This window comes from Psychrobacter sp. Ps3 (genome assembly GCF_022129275.1).
GTDB lineage: Bacteria > Pseudomonadota > Gammaproteobacteria > Pseudomonadales > Moraxellaceae > Psychrobacter > Psychrobacter submarinus.
Window position 1 is genome coordinate 18,590 of the sequence record NZ_JADQAL010000017.1, and the last position, 18,549, is coordinate 37,138.

General features: G+C 43.9%; 17 protein-coding genes and 1 riboswitch. Of the genes, 11 read left to right on the forward strand and 6 right to left on the reverse strand.

What is annotated here, in order from left to right:
* Positions 1 to 92 precede the first annotated feature (92 nt).
* The 4 genes from I3248_RS07035 to serB all read right to left on the reverse strand — a co-directional run bounded on the left by I3248_RS07035 (position 93) and on the right by serB (position 3,874).
* Complete coding sequence (locus tag I3248_RS07035; RefSeq protein ID WP_238063097.1) at positions 93 to 599, reverse strand: SCP2 sterol-binding domain-containing protein; 507 nt, start codon at positions 597 to 599, stop codon at positions 93 to 95.
* Between the two features lie 250 nt (positions 600 to 849).
* Entirely contained in the window at positions 850 to 1,251 is a 402-nt protein-coding gene (gene aciT, locus I3248_RS07040) for an AciT family ciprofloxacin tolerance protein (RefSeq protein WP_227501898.1), read from the reverse strand.
* Between the two features lie 156 nt (positions 1,252 to 1,407).
* Positions 1,408 to 2,415 carry a DUF368 domain-containing protein gene (locus I3248_RS07045; RefSeq protein ID WP_201601842.1) on the reverse strand — a complete coding sequence of 336 codons (1,008 nt, stop codon included), beginning with the start codon at positions 2,413 to 2,415 and terminating at the stop codon, positions 1,408 to 1,410.
* Between the two features lie 190 nt (positions 2,416 to 2,605).
* Complete coding sequence (gene serB, locus I3248_RS07050) at positions 2,606 to 3,874, reverse strand: phosphoserine phosphatase SerB (protein ID WP_238063098.1); 1,269 nt, start codon at positions 3,872 to 3,874, stop codon at positions 2,606 to 2,608.
* 416 nt (positions 3,875 to 4,290) lie between these two features.
* Here serB and I3248_RS07055 point away from each other — a divergent pair, with 416 nt between their 5' ends.
* The 6 genes from I3248_RS07055 to I3248_RS07080 all read left to right on the forward strand — a co-directional run bounded on the left by I3248_RS07055 (position 4,291) and on the right by I3248_RS07080 (position 9,029).
* Positions 4,291 to 5,805 carry a hypothetical protein gene (locus tag I3248_RS07055; RefSeq protein ID WP_238063099.1) on the forward strand — a complete coding sequence of 505 codons (1,515 nt, stop codon included), beginning with the start codon at positions 4,291 to 4,293 and terminating at the stop codon, positions 5,803 to 5,805.
* 151 nt (positions 5,806 to 5,956) lie between these two features.
* Positions 5,957 to 6,187 carry a hypothetical protein gene (locus tag I3248_RS07060; RefSeq protein WP_238063100.1) on the forward strand — a complete coding sequence of 77 codons (231 nt, stop codon included), beginning with the start codon at positions 5,957 to 5,959 and terminating at the stop codon, positions 6,185 to 6,187.
* A 144-nt stretch (positions 6,188 to 6,331) separates the two neighbouring features.
* The gene (locus I3248_RS07065; protein WP_084212609.1) at positions 6,332 to 6,892 is read left to right on the forward strand and encodes a YecA family protein; all 561 of its coding nucleotides are present in this window, start codon (positions 6,332 to 6,334) and stop codon (positions 6,890 to 6,892) included.
* Positions 6,893 to 6,904: 12 nt separating this feature from the next.
* Positions 6,905 to 7,363, forward strand: coding sequence for a YbjQ family protein (locus I3248_RS07070; RefSeq protein WP_238063101.1), 459 nt, complete (start codon positions 6,905 to 6,907; stop codon positions 7,361 to 7,363).
* Between the two features lie 63 nt (positions 7,364 to 7,426).
* Positions 7,427 to 7,900 carry a heavy metal-binding domain-containing protein gene (locus I3248_RS07075; protein WP_037058815.1) on the forward strand — a complete coding sequence of 158 codons (474 nt, stop codon included), beginning with the start codon at positions 7,427 to 7,429 and terminating at the stop codon, positions 7,898 to 7,900.
* Between the two features lie 235 nt (positions 7,901 to 8,135).
* Positions 8,136 to 9,029, forward strand: coding sequence for a bile acid:sodium symporter family protein (locus I3248_RS07080; protein WP_201558939.1), 894 nt, complete (start codon positions 8,136 to 8,138; stop codon positions 9,027 to 9,029).
* A gap of 119 nt (positions 9,030 to 9,148) precedes the next feature.
* On the opposite strand, the gene I3248_RS07085 is transcribed toward I3248_RS07080, so the two are convergent.
* Positions 9,149 to 10,324 carry a formate/nitrite transporter family protein gene (locus I3248_RS07085; protein WP_238063102.1) on the reverse strand — a complete coding sequence of 392 codons (1,176 nt, stop codon included), beginning with the start codon at positions 10,322 to 10,324 and terminating at the stop codon, positions 9,149 to 9,151.
* Positions 10,325 to 10,661: 337 nt separating this feature from the next.
* Between I3248_RS07085 and I3248_RS07090 the strand changes: the two genes are divergently transcribed.
* The 4 genes from I3248_RS07090 (at position 10,662) to orn (ending at position 16,113) form a co-directional block, all read left to right on the forward strand.
* Positions 10,662 to 13,622 (forward strand): valine--tRNA ligase, encoded by a 2,961-nt coding sequence (locus I3248_RS07090; protein WP_238063103.1) that lies wholly within the window; start codon positions 10,662 to 10,664, stop codon positions 13,620 to 13,622.
* Positions 13,623 to 13,815: 193 nt separating this feature from the next.
* Positions 13,816 to 14,805: a hypothetical protein gene (locus tag I3248_RS07095; RefSeq protein WP_238063104.1), complete on the forward strand. Its 990-nt coding sequence runs from the start codon at positions 13,816 to 13,818 to the stop codon at positions 14,803 to 14,805.
* An 8-nt stretch (positions 14,806 to 14,813) separates the two neighbouring features.
* Complete coding sequence (locus tag I3248_RS07100; protein ID WP_238063105.1) at positions 14,814 to 15,584, forward strand: HIRAN domain-containing protein; 771 nt, start codon at positions 14,814 to 14,816, stop codon at positions 15,582 to 15,584.
* Positions 15,577 to 16,113, forward strand: a complete 537-nt coding sequence (gene orn / locus I3248_RS07105; protein ID WP_238063106.1) for an oligoribonuclease — start codon at positions 15,577 to 15,579, stop codon at positions 16,111 to 16,113. Before I3248_RS07100 ends, orn begins: the two co-directional genes overlap by 8 nt.
* 272 nt (positions 16,114 to 16,385) lie before the next feature.
* Here orn and I3248_RS07110 read toward each other — a convergent pair whose 3' ends face one another.
* On the reverse strand, positions 16,386 to 17,282 hold the full coding sequence (locus I3248_RS07110) for an ABC transporter substrate-binding protein (RefSeq protein ID WP_238063107.1): 897 nt from the start codon (positions 17,280 to 17,282) through the stop codon (positions 16,386 to 16,388).
* A 137-nt stretch (positions 17,283 to 17,419) separates the two neighbouring features.
* Positions 17,420 to 17,537, reverse strand: a riboswitch (TPP riboswitch).
* 396 nt (positions 17,538 to 17,933) lie between these two features.
* On the opposite strand from I3248_RS07110, the gene I3248_RS07115 reads away from it, so the two are divergent.
* Positions 17,934 to 18,440: a hypothetical protein gene (locus I3248_RS07115; protein WP_238063108.1), complete on the forward strand. Its 507-nt coding sequence runs from the start codon at positions 17,934 to 17,936 to the stop codon at positions 18,438 to 18,440.
* Positions 18,441 to 18,549: the final 109 nt, after the last annotated feature.

An 18,549-nucleotide genomic window follows, 5' to 3' on the forward strand; every position in this document is an offset into this window, starting at 1 on the left:
CATAAAAAAAGTTACGGCATCTAGTATACCGTAACCTTAATTAAAATACTTAGCGCGAGAAAACAAAGCTGTTTAGGCGCTATTTATTAGAGTTATTTGCCAAGCTTATGCTTCGCGACGCCTACCCAATGCTCCGCAAACTGCTGGGCTTTATAAGCGTATGGCTTAGCTTTATTGATATAAGGCTCACACTCTTCTGGGATAGTAGGTACGATATGCTTAGCAAGCTTATTGAACCACATCATCAAGCTATAATCGCCCTCAATGCTAAGCTTACCTTCTTGTACTGCAGTCATAAAGGCCGGCAAGCTACCTTTAGTTAATAGCTTAACACCGGTCATAGAGTCTTTGAATTTGATGGTCAGGTCCGCTTTTTCAGCTGCGCCGCTTTTTTGCTCAAATTGACCATTATCGAAACTAAAATGACGAGCGATGTCTGCTTCTTCGCTAGCAATTTCGATGACTACTTGGCGATCCGCCAGTAGCTGCTGAAACTCTTCGTTATCACTATCAGCAAGCATGGACAAGCGGTAGCCGACAACTGCAAGCAATACATCTAATGGATCGGACTTGATATCTAAAACAGGAACAGTAAACATAATAACACTCCTAAGGGTCAGTAAAATAAAGCGTACTCTATAGTAATTATCACTATAAGCATATATTTAAATGATAACTTATGCGTCCAATGCAATTCATTAGTAGTTGCGTAGAGACCGTTAAGTATCGTGTAACAATAGCTTTTTATTATTCTGTTAGAAGCAAAGTTTTGAAGCTAAGGGCTATTTTTAAGACCATAAAAAATGCGCCGGAGAGTGGCGCATTTTTAACGAAAAAAACAAAGAGGTATCACTCAAATCGTGGCTGATAGTCATCATAGATAGGCGAGTGCTCGACGTAACGGGCTGCTGCGAGTGCGCGCTCTTGCTCCATCGCTTGACTGACGTCCTCGTAGCGCAGAGCGCGGTATAGTACCCATGTAAATAAGGGCAGCCAGCTGATTCCCATCGCCGCTACATAGCCATGCCACTCTGAGAGCGAGGTCCAGAGCATTAGTCCACTATGTATCACCTCAACAGCTAACCAATAGGCGACGCCGCCCAATACATACCATAGCAGCCAGCGCTGCGAAGACAAGCTAATGGCGACAATGAGACTGGCTAATATACCATAACCCAACAAAGCGCTCGTATTGCCAGCCGCACTTAAAGTCTCAATACTCGCCATAGAAAATACAGTCGATAACATCATTCATCTCGCTATTCATAAGGTGAATTCCAATGACTTATTATGAAAGCAAAAAGGCAAAAGCTAAAGCGAGAAAAGTGCGGTTGCGACAACAGTTGACGTCTGTTTTTTTAGGTTTTGTATCCTTATTATTTATCGCTTATCACTTATTACTAATCATTAAAAGTTAGCGCGGGTTTGTTTGCTTTGATGTCCCCACCAAGACAGCAGTGATACTAGAACTGCGCCTAGAATCATTAGTCCTACAGTCGTTAGCCACTGCGCGCCAGTCGGGTAGTGCCAAGGCATGACATTATGAGTCGCCTCGCTATTGAGCGTACCGAGTGCATCCACTTTCCATGGCCAAACTTTGACTAAAGAGCCGGCGATAAAGCCTGTTAATAAAGCTAGAGTCGCTTGATAATACTTTGATAATAGCCACTTGAGCAGTCGGGTAAAGAGTAGCAATCCCGTCAGCATGCCTGCCATTAAGGTAAAAATAACGGTCAAATTAAAGGTATCTACCGCTTCTAGCACCGCATCATAAGCGCCCATGAGCAGTAAGATAAATGAGCCTGAAATACCAGGCAGAATCATCGCACAAATCGCAATCGCTCCGGCAAAAAACAAGTACGGCAAGCTTGGCGTAGCAGAAGATATCGGTAACTGGCTAATAAAGACTGCAATGAGTAATCCTGCGATAAATAAGCTTGCGCGCGCCGCCGTCCAGCGCTTAATCTCGCTCAATAAGATCACGACAGTAGCGACAACTAAGCCGAAGAAAAACGACCAAATAAGTAAAGGTTGATTGTCTAGTAAGTACTTAATCATGCCGGCTAAAGTGGCAAAGCTAGTCACGATACCTAATAGCAAAACCAATAAAAAAGTCGCATCAACTTGTCGCCAGACGGCAAGCAAGCCTTTGATGCCGCCATCAGTACGAAACACTTGCCAAAGACTCGGCCCAATACTACCTAAAGCGTTGATTAGGCGCTGATAAATACCCGCGATTAAAGCGATAGTACCGCCCGAGACGCCAGGAACGATGTCAGCGGCGCCCATGGCCATGCCCTTTATGTAGACACCAAAGAGCGACTTAGGTTGAGCTGATTTATCAAGGGAAGAGGCGTTAGGCCGATGGGTGGGCGGCGTATTTGGCCGCGGTGAGGGTGATGTCATTATTGACATTCCTTATAACAATGAAACAGCTAAAGAGGATTGATACACTTACGGAGGCGGCATTTAGCGTCCGAGGTACTGCGACTGCGATCTACAAACTACAAAAATGCTCATACGCTAAGCCAAGCGCTGATATTGGCCGAGCGTGACGAGCTAAATGGACGATAAAGGAACTTGCCCCATTTTATACTTAGCAGACTTAGGACACCGGCGATAGTTCAGGATAGCCAAGCGCGTAGAGTACGCCTTCTAGTCCGGTGACATTGACTGCAGCATCAGCGCGGGCTTGGACGATAGGCTTAGCGTGATAGGCGACGCCTAAATCGGCAAGCGCCATCATCGGCAAATCATTAGCGCCATCACCCACGCAGACCACTTGCGTCATCTCAATACCTAAGCGCTCAGCGGTCTGCTGAACGATGGCCGCTTTTTTATCACCATTGACGATAGGCAATTGAATATGACCGGTGACTTCGCCTTCTTCTATATCCAAAAAGTTGGCATGCACCTCATCGATACCGAGGCGCTCAGCGATATAATCAGCGAAGTAGGTAAAGCCGCCTGAGACGAGTAACGTATGATAGCCAAGAGCCTTTAGCGCAGTGATTGTAGTATGAGCGCCGGTAGAGATCTTCAGACGCGCACAAATCTCATCGAGCACTGTCGTTGGAATGCCTTCAAGCAGTGCGACTCGTCTGGCAAAAGACTCATCAAAATCGATCTCACCGCGCATAGCCGCCTCAGTGATGGCCTCAACTTCTGCTCCAATACCTGCAGTTTTGGCCAGCTCAACGATGACTTCTTGCTCAATGAGCGTGGAGTCCATGTCAAAACAAGCCAACTTGTGCGTGCGTAGCATGTGACCGATAGATAAGATATGACAGTCGACTAAATTCTCGCTATCTAAGCTTGGCGTGACTTCGTTGCCCGTACTTTCGTCTTCTGAACTTTGATTGCCCGTACTTTGATGATCAGTGCTTTGATTATCAGTATAGTGCTGAGCCAAGTCACGACGCAGACGAGTCGTTAACTGATCGTCGATGATGTGCGCTGCGGCCACCTTTTTGGCCGGATGCATTAAGGTATCTGTCGCCGGTACTAGCAGATAGCGGAACACTTGTGCAGGGACAAACGCCGATTGGGTGGTGTCTTGTGTTTGAGCATTAGCAGCGGCGTCGCTTGTGGCGACATTGACATCAACCTCAATAAAGTTCGCCTCAGCATCTTCGGCTACCGTGACCAAATGCCAACTTGGCTGCTCATCCACCCAAGATTGTACATAGTTATGGATATCTAGCGCCGGCACATGGGCGGGTAGCACCACAATCAAAGCAAACACCGGTAGCGACTGCAAGGCATCAAAGTCGCTCAAGCTTGTGCTACTAGGTAGCAGCGCGGCGACAGAATCGACGGCTTGTTGCCATGCTTTGCTGTCTTTTGGTAACGAGTAAGGCGTATTTTTTGGCATGGCTAAATTGTCCCTTGTATGCACAGATAAGATTAGGAATAATAACAGCTTTAGTACGCTAAGCCTATATGTGAGGCACAAACTATCTAGCAAGCAAAAAAGCCTCATGGCAGACGCAAAGGTGGCCGATAGCGCTAAATAGCTCGCTAATTTAACGATAGCAAAATGGGTGAAAGTTTAGGCTTAAACCTTAGAGCATTAAATTTATTATTGCCATAAACTATGATAGCCGTGATGATGATATAGTAGCTATAAGCGCGCTAGCGTTCGGCGATAAAACTGAGCTTGCCAAGCACCAGTTAGCTTATCTATAGAGCCGTTAGCCGCTACTTGACCTTATGCTTTTCCTAAAACGATCACAAAACGATAGACAGTGTCGTTTTTTCATTCTTTCTTATAAAAAAGTTTACTCTACCATGACTTATTTAGCGCCGCGGCAAGGATTGTTTGCCATCATAATCTTGATTAGTTTTTGTTTGCAAACCTTACTGTTAGTCATTAGTACTGATCAGCAGTTGAGCAACAGTCGTCAGCTAAAAGGCGAGCAGATGGTCGCTCAGCTTATCGATGAGGCGCGCTTGTCTTTAGAGAATCAAGACCGGGTCAGCCTGAGCGTTATCGCCAATCGCTATACTAGTGAACAAGATGTCACGCGATTGGTCATTAAAGATAACAACGATGAGGTGTTAGTGCCCGTAGGTAATGCGCCTATGCAACAAGGCAATACGATTAGCCAAATAGCGACTAATGGCGATGCGGTGATCGGTAGCGTCGCACTCACCTTAAAGGACATCAGCAAAGGTGAGATTATCACCATGCAGTGGCCGTTTGTGATTGGCTCGATGATTTTGCATTTATTGCTATTATTGGTTTATAGCTATGTTGCGCGGCCGACAAAAGAGCAGATCAGCGCGCTAAGTCAAGATATAGAAGATGTGCATCGTGAGCAGTATGCGCGCCGAGCGCAGGCTCATAGCCGTTATCCTGATGAGATCAGTCAGCAAAGCGAAACTGAGGCTTATGCGCAAGCCGCGCTTGATGACAGCGCTAGTGCGTCAGCAAATACTAAAGCCGCCGCAGTCAATACGGCTACTATACATAGTGAGCTAAATGCTTATCTCAAGTCTCAGCAATCAGCGGACACTCACTCAACCGATACTCACTCAGCCAGCAGCAGTGCCGCTCAAAGTAATGAGAGCGCGGCGCGCGCTTCTAGTCCGGACCAAGCGCAGCATGACGCGGATACCACTCAAAGTAGTACAACCGATATGGCAAGCGCCAAAGGGTATGATGCGGCTAAACCTAGCGCGCAAGGCTCTAGTTTATCTTCTTCTCGCACCGTTGAGACGGTAAGTGTACATATTAGCTTTCATGACGAGTACAATATGCTCGAGCTTTTAGCGCCAGAGACGCGTGTGCCTTATCTAGCCTTATGTACTCAGCTCCTGCAGCAAGCTTTGACTGAACTGTTAAAGCAGCCTTTATTACTAGGAGTTAGCGCGGTCAATGAGCCGCACTTTGATGAAAATGGCGCTATAGCGGTGCTCAAAGCAGATAATAGCCACGCAAAAGTAGCACTGGCCGGAGTCATGCTAGGCAAGCTGTATTTGATGCTTAATAAAATCATTCATGATAAGCATATTGAGCTGTCTCGCTTTGCGCTACCGGCAAAAGTATGCGTCAGTGATGAAGCGCAAGCAGAAGCGATGACTCAGCTGCTCGCGAGCGTCGGCAAAAAAGAGCAGATGCTTATATTACTGCCTCAAGTAGGTCTAAAACAGATTGCAAGCTACGTGCAGGTACAAAGCGTCAAGCGCCCAACTACAGTCTATGAGCGTGAATGTGCGATATTTGATGGAGGTAATGATGCTATGATGCAGCGCTTAGCTGATGTGCGCAACTCAGTGCTGATGACAGAAAGTGAAGCTTAAATCGCCTAGAGAATAAAAATCAGTACCGAATCAGTACCGAGATAAAATGCGCTTAATGACGAAAAGCATTGACAAGACACTTTAGAGACTTTATAAGGCATATATAAAGTGAATGATTTTGAATTTTTGGTACAAATAATAGGAGTTTGTCATGAGTGATCCTGATATTGATGATTTTGATGATGAATTTGCCGATGACGACGATGCAAAGATGGTAGAAGAGGCTGAGAGCAGTGTCCGTACGCGCCTGAGCAGTTTAGAGAAGCGTCGTCTCATTGATAATTTATTAGAAGAAAAGCGTCTAGCAAAAGCGCTAAAAGACGACTTAGAAGATGATGACGATGATGATCTCGATGACGACTGGGATGATGACGAGGTCTAGCTCTCGCGCCCTTTGCTAAAAGGGCAACACACTGAGCTAACATAAGACAACGCTAGTCGTGCTAAGCGGATACCGCTTAATATAGAACCTCCTAATCGAATAGTAGCGTTAAAATTCGGCAGCCAAACGACAAGGAAGCGCGCCATGAGTAGCAACCCATTGAGCTTTGATCAATTACTAGATTTTTTGGATAACCAAGAGAGCCTCTACGTGCTCGATAGTATCGCCACCCATGGGTTTTTGACCGCTACGGTGATCGGTCGTCCACTGCCTAACTGGTTGGATGCGCTATTTGATGGTCAAGCGGACAAACTACCAGAGAACGTAGTAGATGGCGTAAAACGCTGGCGTCAAGCTATCCTCGCTGAGCTCAAAAATGAGCAGCCCATCGAGCTGCCATTTAACGAAGATGCGCAGGATGAAGACACGGCGATGGACTTCTCTGAGGAGTCAGATATCGTCGCTTGGTCGATAGGGTTTGTCGATGCGATGTATGCTGATGAAGCTGAGGACTGGTTTGAGAACGAAGAGACAGCTGAAGATGTCGCTGTTTTGACCTTGCCTATGGTCGTATTCAGCGGCATCGACGATGAAGATGAAGAGCTGACACAAATGCGCAGCGATGATAAGAAAATGGCGCAAATGGCCAATAGTATCGAAGGTAATTTGACTGAGCTGTTTTTATTATTTCATACCAATGATTAACAAGGCTATTCCATGACCGTGCAACTCTCCAACCTTGAGCATTTACCAGGCTATCGTATTACTGAGCGCTTAGATGTCGTCTATGGTAGTACCGTGCGCTCAAAGCATGTCGGTAAAGACTTATTTTCGGGTCTAAAAAACATCGTTGGCGGCGAGCTGACCGCTTATACTGAGCTACTAGAAGAGTCGCGCCAAGAAGCGATAGATCGTATGGTGGTCAAAGCTGAAGCGTTGGGCGCTGATGCTATAGTCGGACTAAGGTTTTCGACGTCTAGTATCGCCCAAGGCGCCTCTGAGCTATTTGTCTACGGCACTGCCATCAAAGCAGTACCCGAGGAGCAGCCATCATCCAATCCGTATCCTAGCGATACGGGTTATCAGTCTTATCAAGCGCCTAATAACCAAGGCCAGCCAACACCAATCAACCCTCCTGCAGATGACTTACCACGCTTTAATCCTTTTGGTGAGTAGTGCCTTTTCATACAATTAAGTCATACCGCTAAGCTGTCAGACTTTTATCACTAGAGATGGGTTATGAATAACTCTTTAACGCAAATGCTGATCAACTATGCGCCGCTACTGATTTTGTTTGTCGTCGGCTGGTTCTTTGGTACGCGCCATGAGCGCCAGCATTTAGGACGTTTATCAGTAGCAGAAAAAGAGCTGAGTCATATTATCGTCTCAAGTGAGCGTTTTTATCGCCCCAAGTTACAAGCGAATAGTGAAGGCGAGCTTGTGCTTGGCAGCGTGGTCATCGCGCAAGACTACTTCAAAATGGTCATCGCCAAAGTGCTGAGCTTATTTGGCAAAAACTTAACCACTTACGAGACACTACTCGACCGAGCTCGCCGGGAAGCGCTCGTGCGTATGCGTACCCAAGCGCATAGCAAAGGCTATAATCACGTCTATGGTTTGCGCTTAGAGGTCACGAATGTCAATCAGCTCGGCAGTATGGTCGAAGCGATTGCTTACGGTACGGCGGTCATCAGCAGCGACAGTCTCAAATAATCCTCTGCTAGTATCAGTTGTTTCGTCGCTTCATTCATAAATCACGGTTAAACCAAACCTCTTATCTGCGACAACTACTGTCTAATCATACCCTCGTTTTTTCTATTAAAAAACAAAAGCCTATTATTGACTGGCAAGTAGTCGAAACTGAGCAATGAGTTTATGCTTGTACCGTTATACTCATTTATAACGTTATTTTTCGGCCTAAATAGGTCTTCACTACATGGAAGTAGTTATGGAAAGTGTTCAGCTAGTCACCTTTGTCAATTCAGTCGTCATTCCTATTTGTCTATTTTTGATTATGATGGGCATGGGTCTGACCTTAGTCGTAAATGACTTCAAACGCGTAGTAAAATTCCCTAAAGCGGTGAGTATAGGTTTAGCCAATCAGCTTATCATGCTACCGCTTATCGGCTTTGCTCTTGCCAATATTATGCCGCTACGTCCTGAATATGCGGTAGGCGTCATGCTACTAGTGCTATGTCCGGGCGGCACCACCTCCAATCTGTTCACTTTTTTGGCCAAAGGCGATGTAGCGTTATCAGTGACTATGACCGCCATTGCTAGTGTTATTACTGTCTTTACCATTCCTATCGTACTGAGCTTTTCGCTGGTTTACTTTATGGGTGCAGGTACTGAATTTCAGCTACCTATTGCCAAAACTATGATTTCACTCTTTGTGATTACTATTCTGCCTATTAGTATCGGTATGATAATTAAACGCTATAAGCCAAAACTCGCCGACAGCTCGCAAGTGCTGGTTTCTAGATTTGGGGTAACATTTTTGGCGATGCTCGTGGTGTTTTTGAGCTATGTGCAACGCGATATCATCGTTGACGCTTTTGTGAATACAGGGCCTGTTTCGTTAATTCTCAATCTAGTCACTATGGCACTTGGCTACTTCTCCAGTAAGCTATTAGGCTTAAACTTAGCGCAAAGAACCTCGATTACCATGGAAGTGGGACTACAAAACAGTACGCTGTCGATCTTTATGGCGCTGACGCTATTGTCTAACTATGATATGTCGATGACGCCAGCGATCTATACGCTGATTATGTTCTTCACCGCCGGCATCTTGGTCAAGGTATTTAGTGGTAAAGCCAAAAAGCAGCAAGCAGCTTATGCCTAAGCAATCAATGATCGAGACAAGGTAAAATAAAAACCTCATGACCAAGCGATAGTACTGGTCATGAGATTTTCTATAAGTAACGGTTAGCATCAGTCCCTTTAAGCAAGTGCCAGACACTTTTAACGCTTGCGACCGTTAAGCCTTGCTAACTTGTTAGACCTATCCTCAGCACTTTCTTCGCGAACTTTAGCCACATCGAACAAGAAGGTACGGTTTTTAAGCACCGCCACAAACACCACACCGCCAACAGTATTACCAGCTAATACGACTGCCAAAAATAGTAAATAATCTAATATACCCACAGTAGTGCCGTACATTAAGGCGGCGAATACTTCGATATTGCCAACGATGCTGTGATGCAGCCCCAAAAAGCCAATACTCCCTGTGATCAGTGTCACAAGGACGATGCGACTAATGGTATCGCGCGCGGAGGTCACAAGCCAGGCGGCAATGCCCATCATCCAGCCGGCGAGTACTGCGCTGCCAAAGATTACCCACCACTCAAAGCCTAAAATGTGCTCGGCATAAGCATTGATAGCGCTTACGGTAAATAGATCCATATTAAGACCTAGGCCAATCATCAAAGCGGCAAACAGACAACCGCCGACGACATTACCCGCGATAACGATGCCCCAAAGTCGTAGCAATTTATGCAAAGGCTCAATCTTATTCAGGACAGGCAGGCTCAATAAAGAGGTTTGCTCAGTAAATAATAATGACTGCCCAATAACGACAATGATAAAGCCAATCGGATACAGTAAGGAGGACAGTACCATAGCGTAGTCATCCGGTACGACACCCTTGAGCAGGGCAAAGGCAGACAAAATCACAAAGAAGCTAATGCCAATCTCTAACCCCGCAGTAAAGGCACTGGTAAACAATGAGCCTAAGGAGCGGCCAAAAGTTTCTTTGGCATCGATGAACTGCTCGACTAAGATACTCGCTGAGCTTTTGGCTTTACTTAAGTTGTCGTCGCTGGCGACCTTTTTGATAGTTTCTTTTTCTTCCTCAGTGAACTCTTCTGGGAAGTCTTCATCGCTGAGGTTTTCGGTGACATCACTGCTAGGCGCGCTATCGTCGACATCCTGTGACGAATTTTCTTTGTCAGTATTAGCATCATCATCTTTGACGCTGCCATCGACGTCATCATTAACTTTGTCTTCGCAAGCTTCTAGAGGCTCTTTATCGGTCGCTACCGTATCAGAATCTGTACTGTTTCTCTCTATATTGTGCTGACTTTGAGCATCTAAAGTGTCGTTGGCTACGTCTTGGGATTTATCGTTATTTTGGGGCACGGCAGGCTCGCTATTTTGTATGGCTAGTAACAGTATTGTGAATATACTTAATGTTCAATGTACTTCATTCTTAATATCTCAGTGTTAATCTTTTAGTGTCATTATTTTAGTATTAAGCCGTTGCGGTAAAAGTGATATGCTCCATTATATTTAGGATTAGACGGATTGCTGTTGTTGATTGTTTAATAAGAATTAATAATAGCGCTGAAATCTGCGCCGATAAATCACCTTAACGCTAACAAAATAACCCTATCTGCGTTAAAATCACTCTATTCGTTATTAACCCTATATTTATACCTATTTTTTACCTTCATTATTAATAAAAGACCAGGCCACTATGAGCAATTCTAATACTAACACCAACCTAACCCAGTCTATCCAAGCCGCGCTAAGCCAATTAGAGAGCGCTTATAACCCAAGCGCAGTAGAGGCAGGCATGTATCAAGGCTGGGAAGAAAGCGGCTATTTTCAGCCAACCTTTGATAAAGATGAGTCGTTCTCTATCGCGCTGCCACCGCCAAATGTCACGGGCTCGCTGCATATGGGACATGGGTTTAACAATGCAATCATGGATGCGCTCACACGTTATCACCGCATGGATGGCGACAATACGCTGTGGCAACCGGGTACGGATCATGCCGGTATCGCCACGCAAATGGTGGTTGAGCGTCGTCTCAACGCTGAGGGTATCCGTCGCCATGATTTAGGCCGCGATGCTTTTATTGATAAAATCTGGGAGTGGAAGGAAGAGTCGGGCGATAATATTACGACTCAGATTCGTAGGCTTGGCAGCTCAGTCGACTGGTCGCGTGAGCGTTTTACCATGGATGACGGTCTGTCCAATGCGGTCAAAGAAGTATTCGTACGTCTGTTTGACGAAGGTCTTATCTACCGCGGTAAGCGTTTGGTCAATTGGGATCCTAAATTTCAAACCGCGCTGTCAGATCTTGAAGTCGAAAACCATGATGAAAAAGGTAACCTTTGGCATTTTCGCTATCATTTCACGGATAAAGACCTAACGACCCAAGATGGCAAAAACTATCTAGTCGTTGCCACCACCCGTCCTGAAACGCTCCTTGGCGATACCGCTGTCGCGGTCAATCCGAGCGATGAGCGTTACGCACATTTAGTGGGCAAGACCATTACTTTGCCAATCACAGGGCGCATCGTTCCTATCGTCGCCGACGATTATGTCGATATTGAGTTTGGTACCGGCTGCGTAAAAATCACCCCTGCCCACGATTTTAATGACTACGAATTAGGCCGTCGTCATGAGCTGCCGCTGATTAATGTATTGGATGCCCATGCCAATATCTTGCCACAGATGGAAATCTACCCTGATTTGCAAACGCGTGAGCCTAACTTGGAGACAACGCCAAGCGACCACGCAGGTGATAGCTACGCAGGTCTCGAGCGCTTTACCGCCCGTGTCAAGATGGTAGCACAAGCGCAAGAAGAGGGCTGGCTAGATAGCATTGAAGACTACGAGCTTAAAGCGCCGCGCGGCGATCGTAGCGGCGTCATCGTCGAGCCGTGGCTAACCGATCAATGGTATGTGGCAGTCAATAAGCTGGCTGGTCCCGCGATCGATGCGGTCGAGAATGGCGATATTGAGTTCGTCCCCGCGCAGTATAAAAATATGTATATGGCGTGGATGACCGACCTGCAAGACTGGTGTATCAGTCGCCAGCTGTGGTGGGGACATCGTATTCCGGCTTGGTATGACGATGCGACGGGTGAGATCTATGTCGCCCGCGATGAAGCCGAAGTTCGCACTAAATATAACTTAAGTGACGATATCAAACTGCGCCAAGATGATGATGTGCTCGATACTTGGTTTAGTTCAGGTCTCTGGACCTTTAGTACACTAGGCTGGGCTGATCCGGCTGCCGATAAAAAGGTGCTTGAGACTTTCCACCCAACTAGCGTCTTGGTCACGGGCTTTGACATTATTTTCTTCTGGGTCGCGCGCATGATCATGATGACCATGCACTTCGTGAAAAACGAAGATGGCACGCCGCAAGTACCGTTTAAGACCGTCTATGTGCATGGTCTCGTCCGTGATGGCCAAGGACAAAAAATGTCCAAATCCAAGGGTAACGTGCTCGACCCAATCGATATCATCGATGGTATCGATTTGGAAACGCTAGTAGAAAAACGTACCAGCAACATGATGAACCCAAAAGACGCGGCGAAAATTGAGAAGCAAACGCGTAAAGAGTTCCCTGAAGGCATTGCCGCTTACGGTACGGATGCATTGAGATTCACCTTTACCTCCTTGGCGAGCACGGGCCGCGATATTAACTTTGATCTCAAGCGTGTCGAGGGCTATCGTAACTTCTGTAATAAAATCTGGAACGCCAGCCGTTTTGTCCTCATGAACTGTGTCGATGGTGACAGCAATGCCAAGCCTATCGACCAAAGCGCGAAGCCTGAGGTGTGGGAGCTACCCGAAAAATGGATTATAAGTCGTCTAAACTCTAGCGTCCAACATATCCATCAGCACTTTAACCAGTATCGTCTCGATATGGTCAGCCAAGATATCTATGAATTTATCTGGAACGAGTACTGTGATTGGTACGTGGAGCTTGCCAAAGCCAGCCTCAACGATGACTCAGTGACAGACGAGCGTAAAGCGCAAATCCGCTATGTGCTGCTGCATGTGCTCGAGAGCTCCATGCGCTTCACCCATCCGATTATGCCGTATCTGACCGAGGAGATTTGGCAAACTATCGCGCCGCTGCTAAATCGCAAAAACACCGACAGCATCGTCATCGCTGATTATCCGCAAACCGATAGCGCGCTGATTAGCGAGCAAATCGAGTCCGATATGGACTGGCTACAAGAGCTGATCGCTAGCGTCCGTAATATCAGAGGTGAGATGAAACTCGGTAACGCGGTGCGCTTGCCTGTGCTACTACAAAATATCTCTAGTGAAGAAGAGCAGCGCCTATCGCGCATTGCCAATCAATTTAAGGCATTAGCGAAAGTGGAGAGCTTAACGATTCTAAAAGACGGTGATGAGGTGCCACTGTCATCATCAAGCATGGTTGGCCAGCTACGTGTACTGGTACCCATGAAAGGGCTGATTGACCCAACCGCTGAGCTAAAACGCCTGGGTAAATCTTTTGATAAGCTACAAAAGCAAGCCGAAGGTATCTCGCGCAAGCTGAGCAATGAAGGCTTTGTGAGTAAAGCGCCTGCGGAAGTAGTCGATGCTGAGAAAGCGAAACTGGCTGAGCTTGAGGGGCAGATTAAAACTATGGCGGGGCAGATGGAGGAGTTGAAGGCATTGTAGATTAATTGGTGACTAAGTTCCAATTCCTAGTTATATGCGTCACTGAGTGTCGCGTATAACTTTTAATATCTTTCTTTTCTAAAATTAAGTTATTATTATTAGCAAAGCGTTAAAACATATCTATAAATGGACTCTCAATGTGCTGACATAAATACGTTTAACCATACTATGCTATAATTGGTGGTTCTAAGATATGATAAATTGTGAAAATATAATAGATTTAGATGCTTTAGATGTTACAACAGATAATATTGAACAACTAGGTACCAAAGAAAAATTCTGGTTCCAACATCCTGTATACAATGTCAAATGTCTATTTAAATTTTCGCGTGGTACTACGGGTGAACATTGGTCTGAGGTTGTTGCTGACAAAATATGCGACGAACTTATGGTTCCTCATGCTAATTATGAGTTGGCGTTTATGACTCATGACGACGGAACAAATAAAGTAAAGAAATTAGGCGTTTTTGCTAAAAATGTATTGCCTGAAAATTTTGAAATGATTATTGGAAACCAGTTCTTATTCACATATGTAACAAATGCTTTGAAAGAAAATTATCCAGATCCTTTGCAACCTACAGATAGAAGCTTCCAAAAAGTTAAAGAGCATACAGTTAACTTTGTACTTGAGAGTTTAAAGTATGTCAAAGTTCTTCCTGAACACCAATTAAATAGCAATTTCTCCTTATCAGCTTGCGACATGTATTGTGGTTACTTGCTACTTGACGTTTTAATTAGCAACCAAGACAGACATCATGAGAACTGGGCAGTACTCCAAGGCAAGCGTGATAGTAAGGATGAGCTATTTATATGCCCTTCTTATGATCATGCTTCTAGCTTAGGAGCAAACATTAGTGATGAAGAGAAAAAGGAAAGGTTAGAATCTAAAGATAAAAATAGAAAGATACCAGCTTTTACTGCTAAAGCTCGTTCTGCACTGTATCAAAATACAAATGACCGACGTCCAATGACAACTATAGGAGCATATATTGAAGCAACTAGCCACGACTGTTCTTCTAATAATATCCGAGGGTATTGGAACGAAGTTTTAAGGTCAAGTTTAACTCCAACAGTTATTGAGAATATTATAAACTCTATTGATGATGAAATAATTTCTCCAATTTCTAAAGAGTTTGCAATTGCGATGATCAAAGAAAATCGATGTCGCATACTATCCGTATAGGGTGATTTATGAATATTCAAAAAAATAATGTTTTTATTTCTTGGCAGAGTCAAGAATCTAGATTATGGCACGTTGTCGGTAATTTAGATTATGATGGTGAGAGTTACACCTTCCGCTATACAAATGGTAGTAAAAAAGCTAAGAATGATGGATTCACTCCATTTCAGGGAATGGATGATTTAGATAGGACTTATACCTCTTTTCAGTTATTTCCGCTTTTTCAGAATAGAGTGCTCTCTAAAAGAAGACCTGAATATCCAAGATTCATTTCTTGGTTGAGGTTAAACGATCATGCCACCGAAATGGATCTATTAGAGCGAAGTAATGGTATTAAAATCACAGATAATTTACAAACTTTCTCCCGTTTGAAAGTTAATGAAGTAGGTGAGTTTGACTGCTGTTTTTTTGTTCATGGTTTAAGCCACAGATCAGAAGAAGCGAAAGAATATGTAAATAACCTCTCTGTTGGAACTGAATTACTTCTTCAGCATGAACCAGAAAATGATTACGATAGTCACGCTACATTAGTATTAAGCCCTATGGAAGAAGGTTCAAAGATGAAATTGGGCTATTGCCCTAGGTACTTATCGGCAGATATTTCTCACTTATTAAATAATAATACCGAGTCAATGGTATTTACAGTTGAAAGTGTTAACGAAAGTGCACCTATCCATTATAGGCTCATGTGTCGTTTGAAGGGCAAGGTCAAGTCTGACTTTGATCCATCTTCATTAGATAGAGATGAATTTGAGTTCGTACAGGAAATTGGGTATGCCTAGAGAGAATACAAATCTGGTGTGGATCGATATCGAAACTACTGGACTTGAGCCTGATAATGATGAGATTTTAGAAGTTTGTTGTGTGGTAACTAGTAAAGATCTTGATATTATAGCTGTTTCAGACAGTTTTGTTATACATAATAATTACGAAGTTATTATGAAGATGGACGACTGGTGCAAAAATACTCACAAGAATAACGGGTTGATTCAAGAGGTTTTAATATCTAATTTAGGAAAAGAAGAGGTAGAAAGTAATATTTTAGAATTCCTAAACTTATGGATTGATTTTAAATCCTCTCCAATGTGTGGAAGTTCAGTACATTTTGATAGAAGCTTTCTTAAAAACTATATGCCTAAATTGGAAAATTATTTCACTCATAGAAATCTTGATGTTTCTAGTATGAAAGAGGTTGTTTATAAATGGTACGATTTTGAATACATTAAAGATGAAGTCGAACACCGTGCTAAACCTGATATTATCCAAAGTATTCAAGAGTTAGAGTTTTATAAGAAAAATTTCTTTATTTAAAATTGAATATTAATAGCACTAATAAGATTGTAAGAACTATATTGAAATAGCTATTCTCACGCATTTTTTGTCAAAATAAGGGTGTCTGAGGCAAAAATACTATAAATTGGTGTAGAAATAAGAGAGCTAACAAATCATTATTTTGAGCTTTTGAGTATCGTAAGCTTCAATCAACTTATAACATGCTTTGTAACTCTACCTCAAATAAAAAACCGCCATAGCAAACACAATGGCGGTTTTTATGATTCAAAATATCTTAACTTATAAAATATCTACAACGCCCACAGCGACTGGTACTGCTCATCAGTCAACGTCACGATATCGATTTCGGCCAGCATCTCGCGTAGCTCTTGCCATTTATTCGCATCAGGCGTGATTGGTGTGATCAATCTGCCTAACGTATTATCAATGATGCTGTCCATCAGCGCGTCCGCCTCAGTTTTACTATAGTGGTAATACATATGGTGGGCAGTCTCTGGATCATTTTTACACAGCTCAGTCATCTGGTTGGTCACTTGGATAAAGGCATCTATCGCGTCTTTTTTTGCGCTATAAGTCTCATCAGTCGTGAGGATTTCTAACGCCGAAAAGTTCGGATAAGGGGACAGGTGTTGATCGATAAATTCAAAGTCTAGTCCTTCATGAGTCGCTTCAACGCCTTCAAAGTTATAAAAGCACAGCCATGCACCATCGAGACTAAGGTCTTCTTGCAGGTTTTTTATATGATAGAAGTCCTTTTGTACAAAGCTCACATTATCACGGCTGATAGTAAAGCCGTTTTTCTTAGCATAGCGAGCTAATATCTCAAAGCCAATGCGATTGGTTTTTTCTTCAGCGGCAGGGGTGCAAATGCGAATCGGCTGATTGTTTTTTAGCTTATCCATGCTGGATTGCTGCATCAATATGCCGCCATCGGTCTCAAAAAAGCAGCCCAGCGCGCGCAAGTTTGGTGCGTAATGCTCAAACAGATGAATCGGCTCATTCACATGCAGATCGATACTTTGGTTTTGCAATTCAGCAAAGCCATCATAGTGGTCATCAGGCTCAATGATAGTGATATCTAGTCCCGCCTGCTCATATGCGCCCGTGGTCACACCCGCGATAAAGGGCAGATGATCAGGGTTTAAGAACCATTCGAGGGTGAGGGTCAGTTTGGTGGTTGACTGCATGGTTGTTTCCTTTTTAATGATAGAAAACAATCAGACTGATGCTGTTTAAATAAAACAAAAAAGGCAAAATCTCAACATGTAAGGCGCTATCAGATCAGCGCGTCAGGTAGAGGTTTCTCTTGTTTATAGACTGCTTAGGGTCTGTCATGCTTGTTTCCTACGTCAGTGCTAACTGCTTCAGGTTCACGGGTGTGTCTCAGCGATGGTTTTAACAATCGTTACAAGGTTAAAAGCAAAGCACCCCGACAAGATTGAGTAGTGCTACATTATTTTTGATCAGTACTGCTAATGAATCCGTACTGCGAATGGCTATTATCGATAGCTACTGCATCATCATAGACGACTTGTAAGCGGTGATGCAAGCGTATCAGGAATGACAAAGAATGGCATTCATACATCTATTAGCTACTTTAACTGACAACTCACCCTTAGTATCTAAAATTAAGCTTTAGCTACCTAGGGCAAAGTACCGCTACCACCTCAAGCCATAGCGGTTTATTTATGCCAATAAGATAAAGCAAACAAGTTCGACCACCTTAATACTCGCAAACTAACCATCATGTAGCGAGACTTATAAACACTCCGTACACTCGTTAGTCTTATTAATACATAATACGGTATATATAAATGCTATATTAAAGGCATAATTATATGAGTCTTGAGGTAGTTATGAGCTTGAACTTGTACGTCTTTTTGTGGATTGCCTTTACCTTTTTTACCTTCCTGATTACAGTCAGTAAGATAAACGCCTATCGAGCCGTCGGAAAAAGAGGGGCGACTGAGGTGGACCATGCTGATAGTCATTTCGGTATCGAAAATAGCTTTTATAGAACGGATGCTTCTTGGCACGATATTATCTTTTTTCATGCCTCGGCGTCGGGGCTGGCTGCCGTACTACTGATACTGGTTATCAAAGGTAAGATACTGTTCCCCGGCACCGAGACCTTTTTTGGTATCGTCGCTCCTGTGGTGATCTTTATTATCAGTATCACGCTACTGGCTTTGGCGTTTTACTTTTTTGCCATCTCTATGCTCAAGCTTGGCACGACGCTCAGTAAGATTAAGATTAATAATAAAGAGATTAAGACGTTTTATGCGACCGCTGGCGTCTTTGTTTACTTCGTTATCTTTACGGTGATTGTGCTGCTATTAGTATAAGCACCTTTTTTGATGCTTATCAATGCGCGGCTAGTTTGCGTAATTATACTCAGTAAAACCACTTAAGAAAAAACCACTTAAGAAAAAACCACTTAAGAAAAAACCACTT